Source organism: Polynucleobacter tropicus (assembly GCF_013307225.1).
GTDB lineage: Bacteria > Pseudomonadota > Gammaproteobacteria > Burkholderiales > Burkholderiaceae > Polynucleobacter > Polynucleobacter tropicus.
Genome location: NZ_CP028942.1, coordinates 171,521 through 197,278 on the forward strand (window position 1 = coordinate 171,521; position 25,758 = coordinate 197,278).

The following is a 25,758-nucleotide window of genomic DNA, read 5'->3' on the forward strand; positions in this document are numbered from 1 at the left end:
GTAAGACCAATCCCATGAATGAAAAATTAGACCGTCTTTTAGAGCATCTAGAGACTTTTTTACCTAAGCCATTAACTGAAGCGCAGTGGAAATCGTCCACGGCATTTAGATGGCGTCGTCGAGATAGCATCTTTGGCAGCATTGGATTTTTACAGCCTGTAAAGCATGTTGCAGACATTACGTTTGAAGATCTGCAAAACATCGATCGTCAACGAGATGCAATTCGAGATAACACGAAAAATTTCATACAGAAAAAGCCGGCAAACAATATTTTGTTGACGGGCGCAAGGGGCACAGGGAAGTCTTCCCTCATCAAAGCTAGTTTGCATGAGTTTGCAAGCCAAGGCTTACGTCTAGTAGAGGTCGAAAAAGAGCATTTAGCCGATCTTGCTGATATTACCGAGCTTTTGGCAGACCGCCCTGAGCGCTTCATCATTTTCTGTGACGATCTCTCATTTGAAGATGGTGAATCAGGCTATAAAGCCATGAAATCTGCCCTAGACGGCTCAGTTTCAGCTCAAGTCGACAATATCTTGATCTACGCGACTTCAAATCGCCGTCATTTATTGCCGGAGTACATGAAAGACAACGAAGGCTATGTGCATAGCGATGATGGTGAAATTCATCCGGGCGAAGTTGTTGAAGAAAAGATTTCTCTGTCAGAACGATTTGGTTTGTGGCTTTCTTTCTATCCACCAAAGCAAGATGAGTATCTTGCTATCGTTTCGCACTGGTTGGCACACTTTGGTCTGAGTGCTTCGCAAATTGAAGCAGCTAGATCTGAAGCGCTTGTTTGGGCTTTAGAGCGTGGTTCACGTTCAGGCCGTGTAGCCTGGCAGTTTGCAAAACATTGGGCCGGCTCTCACGCTTAAAAGCAAATTTTGCAAACCACTGATAGACCCATCACTGAAGTAGCTGCTGGCATCTTAATTGATGAATCTGGCCGCTATCTTTTAGGTCAACGACCCGAAGGAAAACCTTATGCTGGCTACTGGGAAGTTCCAGGAGGAAAAATTGAAAAGGGGGAATCCGTTTTTCAGGCCTTAAAACGAGAACTTCATGAAGAGTTGGGAATTGATATTGAATCTAGCGAAGAATTAACCGTGCTTGAGCATGATTACCCACATGCATATGTTCGTTTGCATGTAAGTGTTATTCGAAACTGGAATGGCATCCCTAAGGGTTGCGAGGGACAGGCCTTATCTTGGGAGATTTTGGGATCTGAAAAGCCGAGTGTTGAACCCTTATTGCCGGCCGCTTGGCCAATGCTGGAAAGGCTAAAAGCCTTATTAACCTAGAACTGACAGAGCGTCAGTTTAAAAGGCACATCTTTATTGGCAGGCTGTGCTTTTTTGTCTCGATCAGACTGCATGAAGCGGATTGAAAGCAGATATTTATTGGCGCTAATTTCTGAGAAGAGTGTGTCATCTTCAACGGCGATACGCATGAGTTGATAGACTTTTCCAGAAGGTGCTTGCTGAAAAGATCCGCTGTGAGCAACAACATCTTTTACTTCACCTGATTGACGCAGTAAGCGCAAAAATAATTGACAAGCATCTTGCCATGGCAACAAAGGCGCAATATAACTTTCTAGTAATTTGCGTCGCTCTGTTGATGGGCTATTTTTCCAAGCGTGATAACTTGGCAAATCGATCGGACTTGTTCCGCCTGGAATATTTAGACGAGTACGTATGCCATTCAGCCATTCGCTCTCAGAAATCATTAAATTGGGTCTACCGGCAGATTGGTTGATTTTGTATGCAACTGAATCAATCTCATTTAAGGTTTGCGTGAGAGCTTCTTGATCAACCTTTTGTGATGACTTCAATCCATTGAGCGCATATTTTTGACGCTCAAATTCTTTTAAGAGTAAAGATTTAATATCGCCACGTGCGCCGATGTCACCAAGATCAAACAAAATGGCGATTGCATTGTGATGCAATTCAGGGTCATCCGATCGAGTGAAATGATTAAAGCGGGCGAACAAATACTCCAGTCGAAGCATGCTTCGAACTAATTCATTGAAAGGATATTCGTAGACGATCACAAGCCCATATTTTATGACGAACTGACCTAATACTTCTATATTTTGAGGATTTTTTGATTGAGCTGATTTACTTCTTCGATTAGCTGATCGAGGCTACCTTGATTTTTGATAACAAAATCGGCTTGAGCTAGGCGGTCCTCTCGCGAGGCTTGGGATTGGAGAATTTTTTCAACCTCTGCCCTAGATAAATTATTGCGCTGCATTACCCTGCTAATTTGGGTCTCTACAGGGCAATCAACCACTACCAATCGGTCTATCAGATCTATCCAGGTTCCAGATTCCAGTAGGAGCGGAACAACAAAAACCAGATAAGGTGCCCCGCCTTTGGCTTCCTGAAAGGCTTGCTTAATAGCTTCTTGGCGAATTAGGGGGTGAGTGATCGCTTCTAATGCTTGTTTTGCATCTGGATTGGCAAAAACGAGGGTGCGCATCTTAGCTCGATCTAGGGCGCCATTGGCGTCAATGTAATCGGGGCCAAAATGCTTTTGGATGGGCTCAATTGCAGGGCCATTAGCTGCGGTAATTTGATGGGCAATGACATCGGTATCAATAATCCCGGCACCTAGTTTCCCTAATTGATCGCTGACGGCGGTTTTCCCAGAGCCAATGCCTCCTGTGAGCCCAATGAGGGGGATGACCCCCTTAAGCCCTCTTAAGTCGGACTGTTCAGAATGAGGGCTTGAAGAAGTTGTGGCCATAACAGCTCAATAATGCCAGCAAACGCAAGGAAAGGCCCAAAGGGAAATGCGGACCGAATCGTTTGTTTTTGAAAACGTATCCACAGGACTCCTCCAATAACGCCGGTTATAGAAGCAATTAGAAGAATATTTGGTATTGCGTCTAACCCAAGCCACGCACCAAGTGCTGATAAGAGCTTTGCATCTCCTAGACCTATGCCATGTTGTTTCTTGGCCCAGTAATACATTTTGTCTAGGGCCCACAGAAGTGCAAATCCAGCAATGGCGCCCAAGAGACTGCTAGTGGGGCTTGCTAATCCTGGATATGGTGTGTCAACTATATTGAGGAGGATGCCAATGGCAATCATGGGGAGTGTGATGGCATTGGGTAATTGAAAACTGCGGAAATCAATATAGGCCAGATATACAAGTGCGATGATGAGCGCAACTTTTACTATTGCTAGGTAAGTAAGTACATGCATCAAACAATCTGCCCCAAATGAAATATTGGTAGATACAAAATTATCACAAGACCACCAATAATGATTCCAATCAAAATGATTAGCAAGGGCTCTAAGGTTTGTCCGAGATTATTTAGTTGCTTACTTAGTTGATCGCTCAGAGTATTGGCACGCTTACTAAGCATGTTTACTAGAAAGCCGCTCTCACTGGAAATATGCAGTAGTTGAAGAGTTTCAAAATCAAAGAATCGATTGTTGGGGTCTGCTTTTTGTAGCGCTTCCCCTAGCGGCCAGCCACGCGTAATGTGTTTGAATACCTCGGCGCTAAGATCATGACTAATCCAGTGGTTGGAGGAGTGGGCGGTAACTCGTAATGCATCTGGCAGGGGTAAGCCTGACTCTAATAGGTGGCCCAATGTACGACACCAGTATTGCAGGGCTGCAATCCGCAGAAGCTTTCCCAGTAAGGGAGTGCGAAATGCCCATTGATCACCTTTCTTTTGTAGATAAGTGTATTTATTCCAACTGAAGAAAAGTGTGATGACGCAAATGATTATGCAAATTCCCATTTCAATAAAATAATTTTGAATGGCGGCAGAAATCTGAATTAGTGCTTTAGTAGCCGCAGGTAGTTCTGCTTGAAAATTTTCAAAAACTTCTTTGAATACGGGAATCACCCACACCATCATCACAATCAATAATAGGAAAGAGGTTCCTAAGGTGGCGATTGGATAGGTTAGTGCTTGTCTAACTTTCTGCTTAAGTTGAATTTGGGATTCCAATTGTTGATTGACGATTTCAAGGGCTAGCTGCATATCGCCTGTACGCTCACTGACTCGAATGAGATTAATTAACTCTATAGAAAATAAAGCACCTTGGATGGCCAGGCTTTGAGAAAGACTATTGCCTTTTTTGAGTTGGCCCTGAATACCTTCAAGCCAGGGCTGCCAGTCTTTGGGCGCGCTAGACTGGATAAGCTGTACAGCATTGAGAAGGGGTAGCCCAGCCTTTAGAAGGGTTAATAATTGCTCTGAAAACGCCAATTGACATTGCGCACTCAATGCCATGGGTTAATTTCTGCGCTCAAAGAGGCTTGGTCTATTAATCCCGCATGGATATGCTGTGCTCCAGCTTCGCTCATACTGATATATGCCAAAGCAGGATTCAAAACTTGTTTGACATTTAAAACCTCATGAACACCAAGGCGACCTAAGTAGCCAAGGCCATTACAAGCATTACAAAGCTCAATAGCTTGATTGGATTCTTTATTGACTTTTGATTGTCTGCAACAAGTGCAACAGGTTCTAACAAGGCGTTGTGAGCTGACGCATAGCAAGCAAGATGCGAGCAATTCTTTATCTACGCCTAGGCTTTGAAGCCGGGGTATGGCGCTTCTTGCATCACGTGTGTGAAGAGTGCTGAGAACAAGGTGTCCAGTTTGTGCCGCTTGGATGGCTAGGCTTGCGGTAGCGCCATCCCGGATCTCACCAATCATGATGACATCAGGATCTTGGCGCAACAAGGCTTTGATGATGGTTGAAAACTCCAAGCCAGCTCGTGGATGGTAGGCCACTTGATTAACACCAGGCAAACGAATCTCAATGGGATCTTCAATGCTGCATAGATTGCGGTGAGTTTGATTGAGTTTATTAAGACAGCTATATAGCGTGCGAGTTTTGCCACTGCCAGTTGGTCCTGTTACTAGGATTAGACCATTAGGCTGGGCAATTGCAGTCTGTAAGAGATCTAGTTGTTCAGGTAGCAAGCCGATTCTTTCAAGGTCAAGTTCCTCAATTTGACTCTGCAGAATGCGAATAACTGCTTTCTCGCCATAAAGCGTAGGCAGCAAAGAAACGCGACAATCAATTTCAGGGTTTGAAAAATCTAAGCCAATACATAGGCGTCCATCTTGTGGAATGCGTTTCTCGGCGATATCTAAACGCGCTAGTATTTTGATGCGAGTAATCAGTCGTTCATGAAATTCAATCGGATACTCATATTGCGTCTGCAACAATCCATCAACGCGAATACGTATAAGGCTACTTAAGGAGCGAGCCTCAATGTGAATATCACTCGCTCTAGCATAAAGTGCATTTTCTGCTATCTCTTGCCAAGTGCGAATAATCAGCGATTCATCATGAATGCCAATCAAGCTAATTCTTGATCAATCTTAGGGCGGTAAAGTTTGACTGTTTTTACACCTTGATCGTCAAACTGAACAATTTCCATCACGATCCCGCCAATTTTGATGCTGACATCATGATCCGGAATGGCTTCTAGATTTTCGAGGATGAGACCATTCAAGGTGCGTGGACCCTCTAGCGGGAGATCTAAATTCAATAAGCGATTGAGATCTCGTAATGAAGCGCCGCCACTGGCAAGATAGGTTCCATCTGCTAGCCAGCGTGGATCGGTAGAGAGATCTGAAAAAGAGGTTGTGAATTCCCCAATTAACTCTTCAACTATATCTTCGAATGTCACTAAGCCTAAAACTTCGCCATATTCATTGACTACCAAACTTAAGCGTTGTTGGTTGTCTTGAAAAAATTGCATCTGCTGCAATACTGGTGTGCCAGTGGGGATGAAGTAGGGCTCATTTAGCAAGACACGAAAATCTTCATGCTTTAAATCAGAGTCGCCTAATAGTGACAGAGCCTTTTTGACTGACAGAATTCCGACAATGCGCTCTGAATCGCCATCGCACACCGGCAATTTATTGTGATAGCAAGTCTCTAATTGCTGAACCACCTCGTCAATAGGTCTAGAAAGGTCTAGAACTTCTATTTTTGACCTAGGCGTCATGACATCATCAACAGTAATGTTCTCTAAATTAAATAAATTGAGCAATATATTGCGATGATGGTTTGATACAAATCGGTTGGATTCTAGAACAAGGCTACGCAGTTCCTCTTTGCTCATCGTTCTGCTGTCTGAGGACGATTGAAGACCCGAAACTTTCATTAATCCAGACACAAAGTTATTAATTAACCAAAGTAGTGGGGCAAAAAGAATTGTCAGCGGCAGTATTAACCAACCTACATTGGATGCGATCTTTTCCGGGAAGGCTGCGCCAATGACTTTTGGCGTGATTTCGCTGAACACAATAATCAGTAAAGCAACTACAAGGGTAGCAATAGATAGAACAAGCCCGCTCTCGCCAAATAAATGTAAAGCGATTCCGGTAACGAGAATCGGAAGAATAGTGTTGATCAAATTATTGGAGATCAGCAATACCGACAGTAAAGAGTCAATACGCTTAAGTAACTTTTCAGCTAATGCGGCCCCGGTGTTTCCGCTATTGGCCATCGCGCGCAGGCGATGACGATTAGAAGAGATCATGCTGGTTTCGGCCATGGAAAAGAAGCCAGAAAGCGCAAGTAAAAATAGGACTAAGGCTGCCTGACTATAGAGGGGCCAATCGTCAAAAAAGTTATCCATCTGTTTGCCTATGTAAATACAGGATGATTCAATATAGCAAAGTGGAGTTACACAAGCTATAGATCAAATTCGGTAACCACCATCCTTTTTGCTGAAATTGTGTGAGAATCTTTCTTATGCCACGGACAAAAGACTCTGCAAACATCAAAAGTGCAAGTTATTGCGTGATTGAAGCCCCGTTTGGTCGATTGGGTATCGCTACTGAATTAGTTGATGGCAGTCTGATGTTGTCAAAAATTGACTATCTGCCTGCGACCAAGGCTTTGTCATCTCCACAAAATGCATTAGCCAAAGAAGTGGCCAGGCAATGTAAGGCGTATTTTAAGGATCCGAGCTATCAATTCGATCTCCCTATGAAGCCATCAGGAACCGTTCATCAACAAAAGGTATGGCAAAGTATTCGGAAGATTCCACTGGGTGAGGCAAAAACCTATGGTGAGATTGCGGGTGCAATTAAGAGTGGGCCGCGCGCAGTTGGAACTGCCTGCGGCGCAAACCCTTTTCCATTAATTACTCCGTGCCATCGGGTAGTTTCTGCCCAAGGTATTGGCGGTTTCATGAAAGAAAACTCACCAGGTCTTTATCGTCAAATCAAAACTTGGTTACTTAAGCACGAGGGCGTGCTCTAAGTCTTGGCAAATTTTCTAAGTGCTTTGGATGAGTGGTGAAAAAAGATTTTCATCAAAAGATCGCTATGAATGGCAACGCTGGTAAAGGTGTAGAAAGCCATCACAGTTCTTCTAGATAACTTTATTTCATTCTTATTATTAAATTCAGTGCGCTGAGCAATTTTGCTAAGCGTCATAACAGCTAAACCAAAAGCCAGAAAGCAGAAACGTCGTATTCCGCTATCTTGTTTTGGAACTAGTAGAATGTATTGCAAAGAGTCTTGTAGCTTTTCATAGGCGATCTGCAGAAGATCCGCTTGACTCATATTGGCAGGCTTCCAGGAAACCCCACGCGCTTTGTCTTCGGGAGAGTCTTTCAGAATATTGGTCATTTGTAGCGCTTGACCAAAAGCGATTGCTAGACTCTCTTTACCCAGAAAGCTTTTGGATAATGTAGGTGAGTGATTGCTAAATACTGTTGTTAAGAGCTCTCCAACAACGCCGGCAACAACATAGCAATATTTTTCAAATTCCTTTAGATCTTGAAGTCCAGCTTGGGTTTGTTTGTCATGAAAATAAGACATACCATCTGACATGATGGAGACGCATCTGCTTACTGCAGCTTGGTCTTTTTTGGAGCAGGTATGCAAAATTCTTAAGACCGTTGGCGTATGGGAAATAAGGTCTAGTTCATCAAGATTTCCATAATCCCGCAGTGCTAAGAGGCAGGGATTTACAAAATCCTGTGCTGGCAACCGCTCTAATACGCAATCTAGAAACAATTTAGATAGTTCTTGTTTCGTACTTACGCTCAGACTGGCGGCGTCCTCAATGGTATCGATGATGCGACAAAGCAAATAGGTATTGCCTACGACTTTTTCAATTGCGGGTGGCAGCAGGGGGATGGTTAGCGCAAAGGTTCTGGATACCGACCGCAAAATGGTCTTTTGGTAAGCCAAATCCTGAGCTTGGCTATCGGTAAAGCTTGCGTTGAGGCTTGATGTAGGCTGTTGCACCTGTCCATTATGTCAGACGCAGTGGTTGGTGAGCAGCAGGAAATCGCACCTTCTTTTCCTTAGTGACAAAAGTGACATAGCCATATAATTTCATCAAATTCTTTTAGGGGAAATCTGGCGTGCTGATTTGGTTCGTCATCATTTACTGGGTGGTATCAGTCGGCATTGGCTTGTGGGCTGCTCTACGCGTTAAAAATACTGCCGACTTTGCTGCGGCAGGGCATAGCCTCCCCATGCCAATTGTTACGGCTACCGTTTTCGCTACCTGGTTTGGCTCCGAAACGGTTTTAGGAATACCAGCCACCTTTTTAAAAGAGGGTTTGGGCGGGGTGGTCTCCGATCCTTTCGGTTCTTCTTTGTGCTTAATTCTGGTTGGCCTCTTTTTTGCTCGTCATCTGTACAACAGGCGAATGTTGACGATTGGTGATTTCTTCAGAGAAAAATATGGCCGTACCGTTGAGGTTTTGGTAACGCTTTGTATTGTCGTTTCGTATTTGGGTTGGGTTGCCGCTCAGATTAAGGCGCTTGGTTTGGTCTTTAGTGTTGTATCTGAAGGCAGTATTTCTCAAACGGGTGGCATGATGATTGGCGCCGCTAGCGTTTTAATCTATACCTTGTTCGGTGGCATGTGGTCCGTGGCGATTACTGACTTTATTCAGATGATCATCATTGTGATTGGCATGCTGTATATCGGTGGTGAGATGACGGCTCAAACCGGTGGCATCAGCGTGGTGATTGAGCATGCCGCAGCGGCTGGGCAATTTAGCAATTTTTGGCCAGATATGAACTTAGCATCGATCTTAGGGTTTATTGCTGCGCTTTGTACCATGATGTTGGGTTCTATTCCTCAGCAGGATGTATTCCAGCGAATTACTTCAAGTAAGAACGTCAATATTGCAGTGAATGCAGCAATATTGGGCGGCGTACTCTATTTCATTTTCGCGTTTGTACCAATGTACTTGGCATATTCAGCAACCTTGATTAGTCCGGATTTAGTGAAGCAGTATTTAACTACTGACCCTCAAATGATTTTGCCTAAGCTGATTTTGAATCACGTTCCATTGATTGCGCAGGTAATGTTTTTTGGCGCTTTACTCTCGGCAATTAAAAGTTGCGCCAGTGCAACCCTTTTAGCTCCGTCAGTTACTTTTGCTGAAAATATTGTTCGAGGTTTTTTTAAGCATTTGTCTGATCATGCATTACTAAAAATTATGCGCATCACGGTCTTGTGCTTTGCCGTAGTAGTGACCTTCTTTGCGGTGAACTCAGAGCTTTCTATTTTTAAGATGGTAGAAAGTGCTTATAAGGTGACCTTGGTTGCCGCATTTGTCCCGCTCGCATTTGGGGTTTATTGGTCCAAGGCAAATTCTTTGGGTGGATTGCTGGCGGTAGTCGGCGGATTAACCATTTGGATTAGCTGCGAAATCTTGGCTCCCAACGCCATCATGCCGCCCCAGTTGGCTGGCCTGCTGGCTAGTATTGCTGGAATGATTTTGGGTAGCCTAGTCCCAAAAGATGAGCTCAAAGCGGTTTAAAGCAATATATGCCTAAAAAATAGGCAATAAAATTTGTTGCACTGCAAAACATCCACATTAAAATAGACCTAATTCAAAATTTTTATTCTTGTGGGGTTCCTATGAAAATTTGTGTGATCGGTGGGGGTGGCGCCATTGGCGGCTACCTAGCTGTCATGTTGGCCCGAGCGGGCAACGATGTCACAGTAGTTGCGCGTGGCGCTACTCTTGCGGCAATCAAAGAGCGCGGTTTGGCGTTGATTATGGATGATCAACCTGAGCCTTTAGTTGCTCAAGTGAAAGCTGTAGAAAAAATTCGTGATGCAGAAACTCCAGATGTCGTAATTTTGGCGGTGAAGGCCCACCAAGTTGAGCCAATCATTGATGACTTGGCAGCCATCATGGGACCAGAAACCATTTTGATTCCAATGCAAAACGGAATTCCTTGGTGGTATTTCCAGAAGCTAGGTGGCGAGTATCAAGATCATTCTGTTGAGACTGTGGATGCTGGCGGCCTTGCTAAGAAAGCAATTAATCCAAATAACATCATTGGTTGCGTTGTTTATCCAGCTACCTTTACTCAAGCTCCTGGCGTGATTCGTCACGTTGAAGGTAATCGCTTCCCATTGGGCGAGTTGGATGGCAAGACAACCGAGCGCATCCAAAAAATGTCAGAGATGATGAGCGCCGCAGGCTTTAAATCTCCTATTCTGGATGACATTCGCTCTGAGATTTGGTTAAAGCTCTGGGGGAATATGACTTTTAATCCAATCAGCTCGCTGACACATGGAACGCTTGAAGGTATCTGCCAATATCCGCTGACTAAAGAGTTGGCGCGCAGCATGATGGCTGAAGCGCAAACTATCGCTGAAAAATTAGGGGTTACTTTCCGCGTGGATATCGAGCGCCGCATCGCTGGTGCGGAGAAAGTTGGCAAACATAAAACTTCAATGTTGCAAGATTTAGAGGCTGGTCGTAGCTTGGAGATCGATGCACTCTTAGGATCTGTAATTGAGTTAGGTCGTATTACCCAGACTCCAACTCCTTGCCTTAATACAGTCTTTGCTTTAACCAAATACTTAGATGAAAACGTACAGGCTTCTAAAGGAAGTTTGGCTCTGCCTTCAGTATCTGGTTACTAAAAGTAATTTCTTTGAGTGGTAAAACAAAAGCCCTTGCTGTTTAGCAAGGGCTTTTGTTTTCTAGTTTCTAGATAAGCGCTTATTCGAAACGATTATCCAGTCTGCCAACACCGTCGATGATGATGCTGACGTTGCTGCCAGGCTTCATGGATCCGACGCCTACCGAAGTCCCGCAAGCAATGATGTCGCCAGCCTCAAGAGGAACATCTTGTGAAATAAGACTTACCAATTTAGCGGGTGGGAAAATCATGTCCGCAACCGGATAGTTTTGACGTTCTTGATCGTTCAAAATGGTTTTGATGGTGAGCTTACTTGGATCCACATCGGTAGTGATGTAAGGGCCAAATACGCCAAATGTATTAAAGCTCTTGGAGCGCGTCCACTGAGCATAGCCAGGATCGCGATTCAAAATTTCGATTGCAGTTACATCGTTAATGCAGGTGTAACCAAAAATGGCTTTTGCTGCTTCGGATTCATTTGCTTCATGAATACGTTTACCAATCACAATTCCTAATTCGCCCTCATAGACTACTTTCCCTGAGTAAGACTTCGGTGTGCGAATGACTTGATTTGCTGCCAAGAATGAATTATTGCCCTTTAAGAAATACAGTGGCTCAGCAGGAACCGCATGCTCTAGTTTGGTAACTAGCGCATGAAAGTTATCGACCATTGCAACCATTTTGGAAGGAGTGCAAGGAATATCAATGGTGACGTCAGTTAATTTGAGTGTTTCGCCAGTAGCTTGTGGATTGTTAAATAGATCTCCGGAGTAGACGGCAATTTGGTCGCCCTGAACTTGTCCTAATCCACTTTTGCCTTGATGCTGAAATCTGAGCCATTGAGCCATAATGAGTTCCTAAGAGTTAAATATTAATTAGGCGATATCTTACAGGGCGAGTACATGTCTAAAGTCTCTGAGCTAGTTTTTGCACCAGAATGGGATCAACCCGTTCGTTATATTGAACGCACTCGGAGCTATTACTTGGGCTTGGGTTACGACAATCCATATGTGTGGGCACACTACACCGAGGTTCCATTCAGCCCCCTCAAAAAACCGCTAAATCAATCAGTTCTGGCGTTAATTACAACCGCAGTTCCATATGACCCCCAGAAAGGTGATCAAGGGCCTGGCGCGGCTTATAACGCTGCAGCAAAATTTTATAAGCCGTATCAATACTCTATCGATACAGATGCTGATCTTCGTATTGCGCACGTTGGTATTGATCGCAAAAATGCCAATATGGAAGATAGTCGTTGCTGGTTTCCTTTAGAGGCTGCTAAGCAGGCAAAAATTGAGGGCAGAATTGCTTCTCTGGCGCCACATTTTTATGGCCTCCCTACTAATAGAAGTCAGCGACATACTTTGGAGATAGATGCACCCATGATTTTGGAAATGTTGCGTGCTGATCATGTGGATGTTGCGGTATTAATTCCAAATTGCCCTATTTGTCATCAGAGTCAAAGTTTGTTGGCAAGATTTTTGGAGGCAGAAGGAATTTCCACGGTTGTCATGGGTGCAGCGAAAGATATCGTGGAGTATTGCGGCGTACCTAGATTTTTATTTAGCGATTTCCCGCTGGGGAATGCTGCTGCAAAACCGCATGACGCTTCATCTAGACAGCTCAATTTTGAGTTGGCTTTGCGTCTTTTGGAATCCGCGCCAGCACCTAGAACAACCGTGCAATCCCCTTTGGTTTGGTCGTCTGATCCAGGTTGGAAATTGGATTATTCAAATCTTGAGCGACTCTCAAAAGAGGAGGCTGCGCGACTGCGTGAGGAGGCTGAGCGGGCTCGCATTACTGCTCGTGAACTACGTATGAATAGCGTTGGGTCTTAAGTTTGTCTAGCGAGTGAGTAGACACAGAGATCACGTAGGGCAGTAGTTGCTTCATTGCTTGGAAAATCCTGAATACATTCCAAGGCTAAGTCCGCTTCACGCTTAGCGGCAGCTTGTGTGTAATCAAGCGCTCCAGAATTTTGTACTGCACTTAAGATTTGCGCAAACACGTCTTCTGGTAGATCTTGGTTTTGCTCTATGGCTGCGCGTACTAAGAGTTGCTCTGTATTTGTGCCATTCTCAAGAAGGTAGATGAGCGGCAATGTTGGTTTGCCTTCCCTTAAATCATCGCCGGCATTCTTGCCCATTTGAGCTGCATTAGCGGTGTAGTCCAACAAGTCATCCATGAGTTGAAAGGCGGTGCCAATGTGCCTGCCAAACGCTGCTGCTTGCTCTCGCTGCGTATCACTGGCTTGAGCCAAAATAGCGCCAAGTTCGGTTGATGCTTCAAACAGTTTGGCGGTTTTGTAACGAATCACCTGCAGATAGCTTGCTTCATCTACTTCAGGATCATTCATGTTGAGCAATTGCAATACTTCGCCCTCGGCAATCGTATTGGTTGCGTCCGACAGAATTTGCATGACTCGAAGATCGTTCGGGCCAACCATCATCTGGAAAGCTCTGGAATACAAAAAATCACCCACTAAAACGCTAGCCGCGTTGCCGAAGGCGGCATTGGCGGTTTCACGACCTCTTCTGAGGGTGGACTCATCAACTACATCGTCATGCAAGAGGGTGGCTGTGTGGATAAATTCAACCACGGCAGCCATTTCTAGGGTGTGGGGGGTAGGCTTGCCATTGGCCAAAGCTTTGGCAATTAACATCAGCAGAGCTGGCCTTACCCGCTTCCCACCCGCTTGGATGATGTAGGTGGAAATTTGGTCAATGAGGGCCACTTTTGAGGCCAAACGGTCGCGAATTACCTGATCTAAGTCCTTGAATTCTAAGGAAATTGGTGCCAGGATTTGGCTTAGGTCATTGGTTTTGACAGTGCTCGTCATGCAAGATATAATAATCGGCTTAGCTTATCCAGGGTGGATTAGCTTAAATGTAGATATTAATTGAGGTTTCAAACCATGTACGCGGTCATAAAAACCGGTGGCAAACAGTATAAAGTTGCTGCTGGCGAAAAATTGAAAATAGAACAGATACCAGCGGAAATCGGCAGCGAAATCACTCTTGACCAAGTCCTCGCCGTTGGCGAAGGCGCTTCACTGAAATTAGGTGATCCATTGGTTAATGGTGCAGCTGTGATGGCCACTGTCGTCTCCCAAGGACGTCACGATAAAGTGACAATCTTTAAGATGCGCCGTCGCAAGCATTATCAAAAGCACCAAGGCCATCGTCAGAATTTCACTGAAATTTTGATCAACACGATTAAAGCCTAATTCAGAGTAGGAGAAAGATATGGCACAGAAAAAAGGCGGCGGCTCAACACGAAATGGCCGCGACTCAGAATCGAAACGCCTAGGCGTTAAGGTATACGGCGGCGAGCAGATCAATGCTGGCAGCATCATTGTTCGTCAACGTGGCACACGTGTTCATCCAGGTGCTAACGTTGGTATTGGTAAAGATCACACTTTGTTCGCCTTAATTGACGGTCAAGTGGAATTTGGCGTTAAGGGTGCTTTGAAGAAGGCCCAAGTTTCAGTTTTGCCTCGTTCATAAGGCGCCTGACTGAGACACGTTTAATTCAGATTTATTCCGAATTTAACTCTTAGGAACAGGCCTCGCTAAGCGAGGCCTTTTTTATTCATGAAATTTATAGACGAAGCGCGTATTGAAGTAATAGCCGGCCAAGGTGGCGCCGGAAGCGCCTCTATGCGCCGAGAAAAGTTTATCGAGTTTGGTGGCCCTGATGGTGGTGATGGCGGCAAGGGTGGAAGCGTTTGGGCTATTGCCGATCGCAATATCAACACCTTAATTGATTATCGCTATGCCAAAACGCACACTGCAAAGAATGGTGAGCCTGGGCGTGGTGCGGATTGCTATGGTCGCGCAGGCGATGATATTGAATTGCGTATGCCAGTCGGCACCATCATTTCTGATTACGAAACTGGTGAACCAATTGCAGATTTAACAACGCATGGTGAGCGTCTTTGTCTGGCGCAAGGCGGTGTTGGTGGTTGGGGCAATATTCACTTTAAGAGTAGTACCAACCGTGCGCCACGTCAAAAAACTAATGGCAAACCTGGCGAGCGTCGCAAGCTAAAGCTGGAGTTAAAGGTATTGGCTGACGTTGGCCTTTTGGGAATGCCAAATGCAGGTAAATCAACCTTGATTACCGCCGTATCCAATGCGCGCCCCAAAATTGCTGATTATCCATTTACTACTTTGCATCCTAATTTAGGTGTGGTGCGTGTAGGTAGTGAGCGTAGTTTTGTGATTGCCGATATTCCAGGTTTGATCGAGGGTGCAGCAGAAGGCGCAGGTTTAGGCCATCGTTTCTTGCGTCATTTACAGCGTACTGGTGTGCTTTTGCATTTAGTTGACCTTGCTCCATTTGATGAGAATGTCGACCCAGTAGCAGATGCAAACGCTATTGTGAATGAGCTACGTAAATATGATGAGTCCCTGGTTGAGAAACCACGCTGGCTTGTATTAAACAAGGTTGACATGATTCCTGAAGAGGATCGTAAAAAGGTGGTTGCCGACTTTGTGAAAAAGTTTAAATGGAGCGGCCCTGTTTTTGAGATTTCTGCTTTAACAGGTATGGGCTGCGAGAAGCTTTGTTATGCGCTTCAGGATTATTTGGATTCTGTGCGCCGTGATCGTGATGATGCGGAAGAGCGTGCAGCTGATCCTCGTTATCAAGAGCAAAGTGAAGATAAGAATCAAGATAGAGCAACTGATTAAATAGATTAAGTACATTAAGCATTTTTATTTGTTATGAACCTCAAGCAAACAAAACGCATTGTTGTCAAAGTGGGATCTAGCCTTGTTACAAATAATGGCGAAGGTCTTGATCATGCCGCGATTGCGAATTGGGCTGGTCAGATTGCTGAGCTGCTAAAGGCTGGTCATGAAGTATTGATGGTGAGCTCGGGCGCTATTGCTGAGGGCATGCAACGCCTAGGCTGGACTAAGCGTCCACAAGAGATTCATCAGTTGCAAGCAGCCGCAGCCGTTGGTCAAATGGGCTTAATACAAGTGTATGAAAGCTGTTTTGCACGCTTCAATTTGCGTAGTGCTCAGATCCTATTAACAAATGCAGACTTGGCGCATGCTGAACGTAATGCAAATGCTAAAGGCACCTTAGACACATTGTTGAAGCTAGGCGTTGTTCCCATCATTAATGAAAACGATACAGTTGTTACTGACGAAATTAAGTTTGGTGACAACGATAGTTTGGCCGCTTTAGTAAGTAATTTGGTTCATGCAGATTTATTGGTTATCTTGACTGACCAAGGTGGTTTATTTACTGCGGATCCACGTCAGAATCCCGATGCCACTTTGTTAAGTGATGCTATTGCTGGTGATTCTGCTTTAGAGAAAATGGCTGGTGGCGCTGGTAGCGAACTCAGTAAAGGCGGCATGCTTACGAAAGTGTTGGCTGCAAAAATGGCAGCGCAAACAGGAACATCAACCGTGATTGCTTCAGGGCGCGAGCCAAATGTGCTTACTCGCCTTATGGCTGGAGAGAAGATCGGTACTCGTTTAAGTGCTAAATAGTCTATCTAGACCATTTAGCTTTAAGCACCTTTTTATTCGACACCAAACGAGTTGGTTGGTTTGGTTCCACCAGTAAATCTGTTTGGCCCATATCCGTTTGGATTGAGTGCCTGAACAATCGTCTTGATGTTTTTTTCTTGTGTATTGAAGTTGCAGAAAGCGCCTTGTGCTAAGGATGCTTGGTAGCGATTGGGTACATTATTTTGGATGGGTCTCCAGCTTGATAGAGGATTCTCTCTCCAAGATCCATTTTCAAGGGTGCCATAGAGGCGCCACTGGAAAGAATCGCAGCGGATACCTTCATACTGAGCTTGTTGACCGCCGCTGGGGTTGGTCATCACGACGATATAGCGCGTTACTCCATCGGCTCCAATTGAAATGGAGTCGGTATCGACGGCGAACTTAAAAATTGTTTGTTGAGAGACGTAAAAAGGTAGAAGTGTTGATGCGTTAGGCGGGTTTGCAGGCATCTTGGTGATGCCTTCCTTGAATACCATGGGCGCAAATGGATCCAGACCGCTTTCTATGGGATCGCCAGCACAAGCCAGTAGAAGTGATGCAAAACAAATACAAACTAGTAATTGGCTAATTCTTTGCATGAATGAACTCATTATTTTTGCTTATCTGTTTTGGTGGATTCTTTTGAGCTGTCGTCTCCTTTGGAGTAGAAAGACTGAAAGAAATCTAGCGGTGTTCCCCAGGCAAGTTGTTGCATACGCACACCCTTAGCGAGGTAGCGTGCTAGCTCAGATAAAGCGAGCTGATAGACTTCACGCTTAAAGCCAATCACAGCATCAAGTTGAATCCAAAATGGCACCCACCGCCAAGCATCGAATTCAGGATGTTCGGTAGCACGTAACTGAATGTCACTATCTAAACCAACAAAGCGCAACAGAAACCAGATTTGTTTTTGACCTCGATAGGCTGCACGGTGAACGCGAGTAGCATGTTGGCGGCGTAAGTATTCCTCAGGGACATCATAGCGGAGCCAGTCCCTTGTTCGTCCAATGATTTGGACATGTTCCGGTAGCAAGCCAACCTCTTCATGCAATTCGCGGTACATCGCCTGCTCAGGGCTTTCACCATGAGCTATCCCACCCTGTGGGAACTGCCACGAATGCTGCCCAACGCGTTTTCCCCAGAAAACCTCGTTACGGCTGTTAAGGAGGACAATGCCGACATTGGGTCTATACCCTTCACGGTCAAGCATGATCGTGCCCCAAATCCTTTAAAATCAATGATTTGATTATATCCATACATGAAAGCATCACAATCATTTCTCGCGACGCTAAAAGAAGCCCCCTCTGACGCTGAGGTGGTTTCGCATAAGCTCATGGTGCGTGCGGGTTTAATCCGCAAATTGAGCGCTGGTGTTTATAACTACCTCCCTTTGGGACTGAAGGTAATCCGCAAGGTTGAAAATATCATTCGAGAAGAAATGAATCGTGCGGGTGCGATTGAATTGTTGATGCCAATGATTCAACCAGCAGAGTTGTGGCAAGAGACAGGTCGCTGGGAAAAAATGGGGCCTGAGTTATTGCGTATCAAAGATCGCCATGACCGCGACTTTTTGATTCAGCCAACCTCAGAAGAAGTCATTACCGATTTAGCTCGCAACGAGATTAAGAGCTACAAGCAACTACCAGTTAATTTTTATCAAATTCAGACGAAGTTCCGTGACGAGCGTCGCCCTCGTTTTGGCATTATGCGCGGCCGCGAGTTCAGTATGAAAGATGCATATTCATTTGATCGCGATAACGAGGGTTTGAAGAAGTCATACCAGATCATGTTTGATGCATACACCCGCATCTTTAAGCGAATGGGCTTGAAGTTTCGTGCAGTGACTGCTGACAACGGCGCTATTGGTGGCTCTGGTAGTCAAGAGTTTCATGTGATTGCGGACACTGGAGAAGATGCGATTGTCTATTGTCCGAATTCGGATTACGCAGCCAATTTAGAGGCCGCCGAATCGTTAGCATTAATTGCTGCTCGTGCTGCTGCAACACAATCAATGACAAAGGTGGCAACGCCTGATAAAACCAATTGCGCAGATGTGGCGAAGTTTCTCAATATTCCGCTTGAGAAAACCGTAAAGTCTTTGTTGTTCGCGGCTGATCAAGAAAATGGTCCAGCAAAGCTTTTTATGTTGTTGGTACGTGGCGATCATGAACTTAATGAAGTCAAAGCAAGCAAAGTGCCAGGTATGGCTGAGTCACGTTTTGCTACCGAAGCAGAAATCAAACACGCATGTCATGCCCCTGCGGGCTATTTAGGTCCTGTTGGCGTGAGTGCAGACGTCACTGTTGTTGCTGACCGAACCGTAGCCAATATGTCTGATTTTGTATGTGGCGCTAATGATGCCGGTCACCATTTGACGGGCGTGAACTGGGGCCGTGATTTACCAGAGCCTGTACTGTTGGATATTCGTAATGCGGTAGTTGGCGATCCTTCACCTGACGGCAAAGGTGTTGTTGATATATGCCGTGGCATTGAGGTGGGTCACGTTTTCCAATTAGGTACGCGCTACTCTGAAGCAATGGGTTGCACCTATTTAGATCAACAAGGCAAAGCCCAACCAATGGTCATGGGTTGTTATGGAATTGGTGTAACCCGTTTGCTTGGTGCAGCTATTGAGCAAGGACATGATGACAAGGGAATTATTTGGCCTATCTCGATGGCGCCATTTGAGGTAGTTATTTGCCCAATGGGTTACGAAAAGTCAGAACAAGTGAAAGCGGCATGTGATCAGCTTCATGATGAATTGCTTGCTGCTGGCATCGATGTGATTTTGGATGATCGCAATGAACGTCCGGGTGCAATGTTTGCTGACTGGGAACTCATTGGTGCACCTTTCCGCGTAGTGATCGGCGATCGTGGTTTAGCAGATTCTCAAGTGGAATTTAAGGGCCGTACTGACGCGGAGTCACAGAATGTGCCCTTGGCGCAAATTAAAGAAAAAGTGATCGCAGCTGTTCAAGCAGCCAAAAATACAGTCGCTTAATTTTATTTTTTAAAGAGACCGCCAATGCCCTTGGCGGCTCCTTTAGCTGCCATAGTGGCCATGGTGCGCGCCATCTTGCCACCCTTAAATTGTTTCATCATCGTTTGCATTTGTTCAAACTGAGCCAGTAGGCGATTCACTTCTTGCACTTCTACTCCTGAGCCTGCTGCAATACGACGTTTACGACTGGCTTTGAGTAACTCAGGCTTTCTGCGCTCTTGAGGAGTCATGCTGTCGATGATTCCGCGCATGCGCGTGGTTTGTTTGTCCGCGTTACTTAAATTCGCTTTGGAGGCAGCTTGCGCTACTTGGCTAGGAAGCTTATCCATCAAGCTAGCCATGCCACCCATCTTTTGCATTTGCATCAGTTGATCGCGAAAATCCTCAAGATCAAATCCACCTTTGGAGATCTTGCTCGCTAACTTTTCTGCTTTAGCAACATCGACGTGTTGCTGGGCTTGCTCAACTAAAGCAAGAATATCGCCCATGCCTAAAATGCGGTTCGCCATGCGTTCCGCATCAAAGGCTTCTAGGCCTTCCATCTTCTCCGCTACACCAATAAATTTAAGCGGTACACCAGTGACTTGGCGAACAGAGAGTGCGGCACCTCCACGAGAGTCGCCGTCTAGCTTGGTGAGGATGACCCCAGTAAGTGGTAGTGCCTCATGGAATGCTTTAGCAGTGTTGACGGCATCCTGACCTAGCATTGCATCCACTACAAATAAGGTCTCAATCGGATTGAGATTGGCATGCAAAGTTTTGATCTCTTGCATGAGCGCTTCATCAATACCAAGACGGCCGGCGGTATCGACAATCACGACATCAAAGTAATGACGGCGCGCCCAGTCTAGAGCGGCAGTCGCAATATCGTTTGGCTTTTGATTAACGTTGCTAGAGAAAAATTCTGCGCCAACTTGTTTCGTGACCGTCTCAAGCTGTTCAATCGCAGCGGGACGATATACGTCACAAGAAACTGTGAGCACCTTCTTTTTCTTTTTCTCTTGCAGCCACTTGGCGAGTTTGCCAACCGATGTAGTTTTACCTGCACCCTGTAAACCAGCCATCAAGATGACTGCAGGCGGCTGTGTAGCCAGGTTAAGTTCACCACTTTGATTGCTATCGCCTGCCATGACTTGGGCAAGCTCGCGTTGAACGACCCCAACCAAGGCTTGTCCAGGGCTGAGGCTGCCTATAACCTCTTCACCAAGCGCCTTAAATTTAATTTGCTCCAGTAAAGACTTCACTACAGGTAGGGCTACGTCTGCCTCTAATAAGGCAAGACGGATTTCCCGTAGCATTTCTGCGGTATTGGCTTCAGTAAGGCGGGCTTGGCCTCGCATTGTTTTCACAACACGGGATAGGCGATCGGTGAGGTTTTCTAGCATTTATCGATTAGACTTTGTAGATGGATATTTTAGGTCACCCAGCGTACGAGTTGCTTCCATCTGCACTCTATCTACTTCTTTTGCTTTTTTTGAGCTTTAGCCCAAAGGAGAAGGGTAATCCTTCAGAATCATCAACGCTGATCCAGGCTTTTATTCTTCTGGCCTTGCTGGCACATGGGTTGCAATTGCATGACTCGGTATTTACGCCTCAGGGTTTCGTTTTCGGGTTTGCTCAGGATTTGTCTCTAATTGCCTGGGTTGGTTTGGCTTTCTACTGGTTTCAATCTTGGTTTTTGCCCATTTCCAGCTTGCGTTGGTTAGCTGTTCTTTTTGCTTTCGCGTGCTCTCTTTTGCCAAGTGTATTTCCAGGAACATTAATTTCGCCGAGAGCAGTTTCTGACCCTTGGTTTAAGGGTCACTTCATTGTTGCCACGATTTCAGTAGGTTTGCTTAGTTTGGCTGCAATGCATGCGATGTTGATGAGTATTCAAGACCGAGCATTACACCGTCAATTAGCGATTGTTCCCAATAGTCGAGTCGCACATTGGCTTGAAGATTTGCCGCCATTGATGACGATGGAAAGCCTTTTATTCAACTTGCTCTATGTTGGATTTGCGCTATTAAGCTTGACCGTGTTTTCTGGTTTGCTGTTTTCGCAAACACTATTTGGCAGACCGCTGGTGTTTGACCATAAAACTATTTTCGCTTTGGTCTCTTGGTTTCTATTCGCTGGTTTATTGTTAGCGCGTCGGCGTGTAGGCTTGCGTGGTCGAGCTGCGATTCGTTGGGTGTTGAGTGCATACTTTGCTTTGCTTCTCGCTTACGTGGGTAGCCGTTTCGTTTTAGAAGTCATTTTGCAGAGAGCGTAATTCTTGTTCAAATGGCTTTTATTACTTGCTGGCGCTTACCTTTTTTATCGTTGGTTAAAGGGTAAAAAGCATATTCAGGCCGGGGAAGGTAAATCACATAACCCCAATTCAAATAAGGCTCCAAAGGCTACCGGCCCCGAGGAGATGGTGCAATGTCAGCATTGCAAAGTACATCTTCCAAAATCAGAGGCTAAGACTTTTGAAGAACGTTTTTATTGTTCTCAAGATCACTTAAATGAACTTGATCAAGAAGGTTGGATTGGTTCTGCAAAATGGCGCCTTTCTCCAAATCAAGATGTGCGCCCAGAAAATATTTCACCAGATTTGGTGGTGATTCATCACATCAGTTTGCCTCCTGGTGGATTCAGATCAAAAAATTCTAGTCAATACATCATTGATTTTTTTCAAAATAAATTGGATGCAAAAGAGCATCCGTATTTCGAAGAGATCACAGGACAAAAAGTATCTAGTCATTTTTTGATCACTCGCTCTGGTGAGTTGGTGCAGTTTGTTTCAACTCAAAATAAAGCATGGCATGCCGGCGTTTCTTCATTTATGGGTAGAGAAAAATGTAATGATTTTTCAATTGGTATTGAATTAGAGGGTGATGGAGATACGCAATTTGAAGATGCGCAATACCAAGCCCTAAAAAAACTCATTCAGCTTTTGGCAGCTCGTTACCCAAACCTGCAATTCGCAGGGCATAGTGATATTGCCCCCGAACGAAAGACTGATCCCGGAACTCATTTTGACTGGAAGAAGTTCCAAAAAGAGACAGGCATTTCCTTAAAAAATCTACCGTACGGATTGACTCCTCGTTAGCCCCCACATTTGTATGTGAGCATACGCTTACTTTTTTAGCCTTAATTTAAAAAGGGCGAAAAATTACGCACCAAAATGACCCCAAAAATAGGGCAATCCCTTAGTAAAAATACTAATAAATATTTGTAGGAAAAGACTTATCAAGGACTCAATATTTCCCTATACTTAGTAGCCAATTCGATTTATAGCACTAGATATAGTGTTTAAATCCAGCAATACCTTATTGTTTTTTAACGATATTTTGTCCAAATAACTATATATAGACGCAGGAGTAACATGACATACGCAAATCCACAGACGGCAGGCCAAACACCTGGCGCAAATAACCCAGGAATTAACCCTGCAGGGGCAATCAATCAGACCCCTTCTGCCAGCTTTGTGGCCGGCGGAGTTGGTGGTGCTCAGGCAACCCAATTGTCCGATTACAAAATTATTCGCCGTAATGGTTCTGTTGTTGCATTCGAGCCATCCAAAATTGCGATTGCAGTAACCAAGGCATTTTTGGCAGTTAATGGTGGCCAGGGCGCCGCATCTGCCCGCGTGCGTGAGCAGGTTGAGCAACTAACTCATTCCGTTGTGCGTGCTTTATTGCGTAGTCGTCCCAATGGCGGCACTTTCCATATCGAAGATATTCAAGACCAAGTTGAATTGGCTTTGATGCGCAGTGGTGAGCACAACGTTGCTCGTGCTTATGTTTTGTACCGCGAAAAGCGTAACCAAGAGCGTGCTGCGCAACAAGAGGTTGCTCAGGAAGCTCAGACCGCAAACCAGACTGCAGAGTCTGGGATTAAGGTAACTGACAACGGCGTAGAAAAGTGGCTTGATATGGCCGCATTGCGCACAGTGATTGAAGCCGCTTGTGAAGGTTTGGGTAATCATATTGATGCAAGTCCGATCATCACTGAGACCATCAAGAATTTGTATGATGGTGTTCCAATGGCGCAGGTTTATGACTCCGCTATTTTGGCTTCCCGTACTTTGATTGAAAAAGATCCAGCGTACAGCCAAGTAACAGCACGCATCTTGATGCACGTGATTCGCAAAGAGATCTTGGGTAAGGAAGTGTTGCAAGGTGATATGCAAGCTGAATACAGCACTTACTTTGCCAAGTATATCCACGAGGGTATTTCAGCGGAATTACTGGACCCACGTATGAGTGAGTTTGATCTGCCGCGTCTAGCCGCGGCTTTGAATGCCAGCCGTGATTTGCAATTCAACTATCTCGGATTGCAAACCTTATATGACCGTTATTTCTTGCACATTGAAGATCGCCGCATTGAGATGCCACAAGCATTCTTCATGCGGGTAGCAATGGGCTTGGCTTTGAATGAGTTGGATCGTGAGCGTCGTGCCATTGAGTTCTATGAAATCCTCTCTACATTCGATTTCATGTCCAGCACGCCAACCTTGTTTAACTCAGCAACAACACGCCCACAACTATCAAGCTGCTACTTGACGACTGTTGAAGATGATCTTGATGGCATCTATGAGGCATTGAAAGAAAATGCATTGCTATCTAAGTTTGCTGGTGGCTTGGGTAATGACTGGACCAATGTTCGCGCATTAGGTAGTCATATCAAAGGTACAAACGGTAAGTCACAAGGCGTTGTGCCATTCCTCAAAGTAGTAAATGACACAGCTGTTGCTGTAAACCAAGGTGGTAAGCGTAAGGGCGCGGTTTGCGCCTACTTGGAAACATGGCACTTGGATATTGAAGAGTTCTTGGAATTGCGTAAGAACACTGGTGATGATCGTCGCCGTACGCATGACATGAATACTTCTAACTGGATTCCCGACTTGTTTATGAAGCGTGTAATGGAAAACGGTGAGTGGACATTGTTCTCTCCATCCAATACGCCTGATTTGCATGATAAGTTTGGCAAGGCATTTGAAGAGGCTTATGTAGCTTATGAGCAAAAAGCTGATCGAGGTGAGTTAAAACCATTCCGCAGAATTCCAGCGCAACAGTTATGGCGCAAGATGCTTGGCATGTTGTTCGAAACTGGCCATCCATGGATTACTTTCAAGGATCCTTGCAATATTCGTAGCCCACAGCAGCATATTGGCGTAGTTCACTCTTCTAACCTCTGTACTGAGATCACTCTCAATACAAATGAGGACGAGATTGCAGTTTGTAACCTTGGTTCTGTGAACTTAACCGCGCATATGACTACTGATGCGAACGGTAAATTGGTTCTTGATCACGAAAAGCTTCAAAAAACCGTACGTACTGCAATGCGTATGCTCGATAACGTAATCGATATCAACTACTACGCAGTAGCTAAGGCACGTAATTCCAACTTGAAGCATCGTCCAGTAGGTATGGGCATTATGGGCTTCCAAGATTGCTTGCACATGCAACGTATCCCTTACGCCAGTGAAGAGGCTGTGAAGTTTGCGGATTCTTCAATGGAAGCAATTTGCTACTACGCATACCAAGCTTCTAATGAATTGGCTGAAGAGCGTGGTGTGTACAGCACTTATAAAGGTTCATTGTGGGATCGCGGCATTCTTCCGCAAGATACCGTAGCAATGTTGGCCGCCGAGCGTGGTGGCTATGTTGAAGTGGACAGCTCTTCTACGATGGATTGGGCCGGTTTGCGCGCTCGCATCAAGCAACATGGTATGCGTAACTCCAATTGCGTAGCGATTGCGCCGACAGCAACGATTTCTAACATTATTGGTGTTTCGGCTTGTATCGAGCCAACATTCCAGAACTTGTTTGTTAAATCCAACCTTTCTGGTGAGTTCACAGTGGTAAATGAGTACTTGGTACGTGATTTGAAAGATCGTGGACTCTGGGATGAGGTCATGATTGCTGACTTGAAGTACTTTGATGGCACTTTGTCTAAGATCGACCGTATCCCTCAAGATCTCCGCGATTTGTATGCAACCGCCTTTGAAGTTGAGCCAAGCTGGTTGGTTGAGGCTGCTTCCCGTCGTCAAAAATGGATTGATCAGGCCCAGTCTTTGAATATCTACATGGCTGGCGCATCAGGCAAGAAATTGGATGACACCTACAAGTTAGCTTGGTTGCGTGGTCTGAAAACCACTTACTACCTCCGCACGATGGCGGCAACCCATGTTGAGAAATCTACTGTGGCTAGCGGTCAATTGAACTCTGTTTCCAGTGGCGCTGAAGGTGGTGGTGTAGCTGCAGCTCCTGTTGAAGCGGATGGCCCAGTTTGCACAATGCGTCCAGGTGATGCTGGATTTGAAGAATGTGAAGCATGCCAATAAACATTGGTTTATTGGTCAGAAATAAAAGA

The 25,758-nt window shown here is 45.2% G+C and carries 25 protein-coding genes and 1 pseudogene; 14 read left to right on the forward strand and 12 right to left on the reverse strand.

The window, feature by feature from the left end:
- Window positions 1–14 precede the first annotated feature (14 nt).
- The gene (locus tag DCO17_RS00945; RefSeq protein WP_173954960.1) at window positions 15–872 is read left to right on the forward strand and encodes an ATP-binding protein; all 858 of its coding nucleotides are present in this window, start codon (window positions 15–17) and stop codon (window positions 870–872) included.
- Window positions 873–881: 9 nt separating this feature from the next.
- Window positions 882–1,298: an NUDIX domain-containing protein gene (locus DCO17_RS00950; protein WP_173954961.1), complete on the forward strand. Its 417-nt coding sequence runs from the start codon at window positions 882–884 to the stop codon at window positions 1,296–1,298.
- Here the strand turns inward: DCO17_RS00950 and zapD are convergent.
- Genes zapD through DCO17_RS00980 form a run of 6 tightly spaced genes read right to left on the reverse strand, consistent with a single transcriptional unit; the run spans window position 1,295 to window position 6,623 of the window.
- Entirely contained in the window at window positions 1,295–2,047 is a 753-nt protein-coding gene (zapD, locus tag DCO17_RS00955; protein ID WP_173954962.1) for a cell division protein ZapD, read from the reverse strand. The genes DCO17_RS00950 and zapD overlap by 4 nt on opposite strands.
- 35 nt (window positions 2,048–2,082) lie before the next feature.
- Window positions 2,083–2,745, reverse strand: coding sequence for a dephospho-CoA kinase (coaE, locus tag DCO17_RS00960; RefSeq protein WP_437342807.1), 663 nt, complete (start codon window positions 2,743–2,745; stop codon window positions 2,083–2,085).
- Complete coding sequence (locus DCO17_RS00965; protein ID WP_173954963.1) at window positions 2,700–3,206, reverse strand: prepilin peptidase; 507 nt, start codon at window positions 3,204–3,206, stop codon at window positions 2,700–2,702. Before DCO17_RS00965 ends, coaE begins: the two co-directional genes overlap by 46 nt.
- Window positions 3,206–4,252 (reverse strand): type II secretion system F family protein, encoded by a 1,047-nt coding sequence (locus tag DCO17_RS00970; protein WP_173954964.1) that lies wholly within the window; start codon window positions 4,250–4,252, stop codon window positions 3,206–3,208. The genes DCO17_RS00965 and DCO17_RS00970 overlap by 1 nt, the downstream gene beginning before the upstream one ends.
- A complete protein-coding gene (locus DCO17_RS00975; protein ID WP_173954965.1) occupies window positions 4,243–5,337 on the reverse strand; it encodes a GspE/PulE family protein in 1,095 nt (364 codons plus the stop codon). The genes DCO17_RS00970 and DCO17_RS00975 overlap by 10 nt, the downstream gene beginning before the upstream one ends.
- Window positions 5,334–6,623: an HlyC/CorC family transporter gene (locus DCO17_RS00980; protein WP_173954966.1), complete on the reverse strand. Its 1,290-nt coding sequence runs from the start codon at window positions 6,621–6,623 to the stop codon at window positions 5,334–5,336. Before DCO17_RS00980 ends, DCO17_RS00975 begins: the two co-directional genes overlap by 4 nt.
- Window positions 6,624–6,739: 116 nt before the next feature.
- Between DCO17_RS00980 and DCO17_RS00985 the strand changes: the two genes are divergently transcribed.
- Window positions 6,740–7,252, forward strand: a complete 513-nt coding sequence (locus DCO17_RS00985) for a methylated-DNA--[protein]-cysteine S-methyltransferase (RefSeq protein WP_173954967.1) — start codon at window positions 6,740–6,742, stop codon at window positions 7,250–7,252.
- On the opposite strand, the gene DCO17_RS00990 is transcribed toward DCO17_RS00985, so the two are convergent.
- Window positions 7,249–8,247: a squalene/phytoene synthase family protein gene (locus DCO17_RS00990; protein ID WP_173954968.1), complete on the reverse strand. Its 999-nt coding sequence runs from the start codon at window positions 8,245–8,247 to the stop codon at window positions 7,249–7,251. The two genes, DCO17_RS00985 and DCO17_RS00990, sit on opposite strands and share 4 nt — an antisense overlap.
- Window positions 8,248–8,366: 119 nt before the next feature.
- Here DCO17_RS00990 and DCO17_RS00995 point away from each other — a divergent pair, with 119 nt between their 5' ends.
- Window positions 8,367–9,782 (forward strand): high affinity choline transporter 1, encoded by a 1,416-nt coding sequence (locus tag DCO17_RS00995; protein ID WP_173954969.1) that lies wholly within the window; start codon window positions 8,367–8,369, stop codon window positions 9,780–9,782.
- Window positions 9,783–9,883: 101 nt separating this feature from the next.
- Window positions 9,884–10,903, forward strand: coding sequence for a 2-dehydropantoate 2-reductase (locus DCO17_RS01000; protein ID WP_173954970.1), 1,020 nt, complete (start codon window positions 9,884–9,886; stop codon window positions 10,901–10,903).
- Window positions 10,904–10,982: 79 nt separating this feature from the next.
- Here the strand turns inward: DCO17_RS01000 and DCO17_RS01005 are convergent, their stop codons facing one another.
- Window positions 10,983–11,750 (reverse strand): fumarylacetoacetate hydrolase family protein, encoded by a 768-nt coding sequence (locus tag DCO17_RS01005; RefSeq protein ID WP_173954971.1) that lies wholly within the window; start codon window positions 11,748–11,750, stop codon window positions 10,983–10,985.
- Between the two features lie 54 nt (window positions 11,751–11,804).
- Here DCO17_RS01005 and DCO17_RS01010 point away from each other — a divergent pair, with 54 nt between their 5' ends.
- Window positions 11,805–12,740: a glycine/sarcosine/betaine reductase selenoprotein B family protein gene (locus DCO17_RS01010; RefSeq protein ID WP_173954972.1), complete on the forward strand. Its 936-nt coding sequence runs from the start codon at window positions 11,805–11,807 to the stop codon at window positions 12,738–12,740.
- On the opposite strand, the gene DCO17_RS01015 is transcribed toward DCO17_RS01010, so the two are convergent.
- Window positions 12,737–13,741 (reverse strand): polyprenyl synthetase family protein, encoded by a 1,005-nt coding sequence (locus DCO17_RS01015; protein WP_173954973.1) that lies wholly within the window; start codon window positions 13,739–13,741, stop codon window positions 12,737–12,739. The genes DCO17_RS01010 and DCO17_RS01015 overlap by 4 nt on opposite strands.
- 75 nt (window positions 13,742–13,816) lie before the next feature.
- On the opposite strand from DCO17_RS01015, the gene rplU reads away from it, so the two are divergent.
- The 4 genes and pseudogenes from rplU to proB all read left to right on the forward strand — a co-directional run.
- A complete protein-coding gene (gene rplU / locus DCO17_RS01020; protein ID WP_011902040.1) occupies window positions 13,817–14,128 on the forward strand; it encodes a 50S ribosomal protein L21 in 312 nt (103 codons plus the stop codon).
- 19 nt (window positions 14,129–14,147) lie between these two features.
- Window positions 14,148–14,408: a 50S ribosomal protein L27 gene (gene rpmA, locus DCO17_RS01025; protein WP_173954974.1), complete on the forward strand. Its 261-nt coding sequence runs from the start codon at window positions 14,148–14,150 to the stop codon at window positions 14,406–14,408.
- An 87-nt stretch (window positions 14,409–14,495) separates the two neighbouring features.
- Window positions 14,496–15,596 carry a GTPase ObgE gene (gene obgE, locus DCO17_RS01030; protein WP_173954975.1) on the forward strand — a complete coding sequence of 367 codons (1,101 nt, stop codon included), beginning with the start codon at window positions 14,496–14,498 and terminating at the stop codon, window positions 15,594–15,596.
- Window positions 15,597–15,629: 33 nt separating this feature from the next.
- Window positions 15,630–16,409: pseudogene (proB, locus tag DCO17_RS01035) on the forward strand (glutamate 5-kinase); the annotation flags it as partial.
- A 35-nt stretch (window positions 16,410–16,444) separates the two neighbouring features.
- On the opposite strand, the gene DCO17_RS01040 reads toward proB, so the two are convergent.
- Together DCO17_RS01040 and DCO17_RS01045 are read right to left on the reverse strand one after the other, a co-directional pair.
- Complete coding sequence (locus DCO17_RS01040; protein ID WP_254598784.1) at window positions 16,445–17,011, reverse strand: CNP1-like family protein; 567 nt, start codon at window positions 17,009–17,011, stop codon at window positions 16,445–16,447.
- An 11-nt stretch (window positions 17,012–17,022) separates the two neighbouring features.
- Window positions 17,023–17,622, reverse strand: a complete 600-nt coding sequence (locus DCO17_RS01045) for an RNA pyrophosphohydrolase (RefSeq protein WP_173954978.1) — start codon at window positions 17,620–17,622, stop codon at window positions 17,023–17,025.
- Window positions 17,623–17,670: 48 nt separating this feature from the next.
- Here DCO17_RS01045 and DCO17_RS01050 point away from each other — a divergent pair, with 48 nt between their 5' ends.
- On the forward strand, window positions 17,671–19,413 hold the full coding sequence (locus DCO17_RS01050) for a proline--tRNA ligase (protein ID WP_173954979.1): 1,743 nt from the start codon (window positions 17,671–17,673) through the stop codon (window positions 19,411–19,413).
- A gap of 2 nt (window positions 19,414–19,415) precedes the next feature.
- Here DCO17_RS01050 and ffh read toward each other — a convergent pair whose 3' ends face one another.
- Window positions 19,416–20,798, reverse strand: a complete 1,383-nt coding sequence (ffh, locus tag DCO17_RS01055; protein ID WP_173954980.1) for a signal recognition particle protein — start codon at window positions 20,796–20,798, stop codon at window positions 19,416–19,418.
- A gap of 20 nt (window positions 20,799–20,818) precedes the next feature.
- On the opposite strand from ffh, the gene DCO17_RS01060 reads away from it, so the two are divergent.
- The 3 genes from DCO17_RS01060 to DCO17_RS01070 all read left to right on the forward strand — a co-directional run bounded on the left by DCO17_RS01060 (window position 20,819) and on the right by DCO17_RS01070 (window position 25,729).
- A complete protein-coding gene (locus DCO17_RS01060; protein WP_173954981.1) occupies window positions 20,819–21,667 on the forward strand; it encodes a cytochrome C assembly family protein in 849 nt (282 codons plus the stop codon).
- A gap of 3 nt (window positions 21,668–21,670) precedes the next feature.
- The gene (ampD, locus tag DCO17_RS01065; RefSeq protein WP_302479827.1) at window positions 21,671–22,489 is read left to right on the forward strand and encodes a 1,6-anhydro-N-acetylmuramyl-L-alanine amidase AmpD; all 819 of its coding nucleotides are present in this window, start codon (window positions 21,671–21,673) and stop codon (window positions 22,487–22,489) included.
- 276 nt (window positions 22,490–22,765) lie between these two features.
- Window positions 22,766–25,729 carry a ribonucleoside-diphosphate reductase subunit alpha gene (locus DCO17_RS01070; RefSeq protein ID WP_173954982.1) on the forward strand — a complete coding sequence of 988 codons (2,964 nt, stop codon included), beginning with the start codon at window positions 22,766–22,768 and terminating at the stop codon, window positions 25,727–25,729.
- Window positions 25,730–25,758 lie beyond the last annotated feature (29 nt).

Coding starts and splice junctions, on each gene's coding strand:
- DCO17_RS01010 (WP_173954972.1), top strand. CDS start 11,805: ATGTCTAAAGTCTCTGAGCTAGTTTTTGCACCAGAATGGGATCAACCC.
- DCO17_RS01060 (WP_173954981.1), top strand. CDS start 20,819: ATGGATATTTTAGGTCACCCAGCGTACGAGTTGCTTCCATCTGCACTC.
- DCO17_RS00970 (WP_173954964.1), bottom strand. CDS start 4,252: ATGGCATTGAGTGCGCAATGTCAATTGGCGTTTTCAGAGCAATTATTA.
- DCO17_RS00965 (WP_173954963.1), bottom strand. CDS start 3,206: ATGCATGTACTTACTTACCTAGCAATAGTAAAAGTTGCGCTCATCATC.
- DCO17_RS00945 (WP_173954960.1), top strand. CDS start 15: ATGAATGAAAAATTAGACCGTCTTTTAGAGCATCTAGAGACTTTTTTA.
- DCO17_RS01005 (WP_173954971.1), bottom strand. CDS start 11,750: ATGGCTCAATGGCTCAGATTTCAGCATCAAGGCAAAAGTGGATTAGGA.
- DCO17_RS01050 (WP_173954979.1), top strand. CDS start 17,671: ATGAAAGCATCACAATCATTTCTCGCGACGCTAAAAGAAGCCCCCTCT.
- DCO17_RS01040 (WP_254598784.1), bottom strand. CDS start 17,011: ATGCAAAGAATTAGCCAATTACTAGTTTGTATTTGTTTTGCATCACTT.
- rplU (WP_011902040.1), top strand. CDS start 13,817: ATGTACGCGGTCATAAAAACCGGTGGCAAACAGTATAAAGTTGCTGCT.
- coaE (WP_437342807.1), bottom strand. CDS start 2,745: ATGGCCACAACTTCTTCAAGCCCTCATTCTGAACAGTCCGACTTAAGA.
- DCO17_RS00985 (WP_173954967.1), top strand. CDS start 6,740: ATGCCACGGACAAAAGACTCTGCAAACATCAAAAGTGCAAGTTATTGC.
- rpmA (WP_173954974.1), top strand. CDS start 14,148: ATGGCACAGAAAAAAGGCGGCGGCTCAACACGAAATGGCCGCGACTCA.
- DCO17_RS01000 (WP_173954970.1), top strand. CDS start 9,884: ATGAAAATTTGTGTGATCGGTGGGGGTGGCGCCATTGGCGGCTACCTA.
- DCO17_RS01015 (WP_173954973.1), bottom strand. CDS start 13,741: ATGACGAGCACTGTCAAAACCAATGACCTAAGCCAAATCCTGGCACCA.
- obgE (WP_173954975.1), top strand. CDS start 14,496: ATGAAATTTATAGACGAAGCGCGTATTGAAGTAATAGCCGGCCAAGGT.
- DCO17_RS01045 (WP_173954978.1), bottom strand. CDS start 17,622: ATGCTTGACCGTGAAGGGTATAGACCCAATGTCGGCATTGTCCTCCTT.
- DCO17_RS00980 (WP_173954966.1), bottom strand. CDS start 6,623: ATGGATAACTTTTTTGACGATTGGCCCCTCTATAGTCAGGCAGCCTTA.
- ffh (WP_173954980.1), bottom strand. CDS start 20,798: ATGCTAGAAAACCTCACCGATCGCCTATCCCGTGTTGTGAAAACAATG.
- DCO17_RS01070 (WP_173954982.1), top strand. CDS start 22,766: ATGACATACGCAAATCCACAGACGGCAGGCCAAACACCTGGCGCAAAT.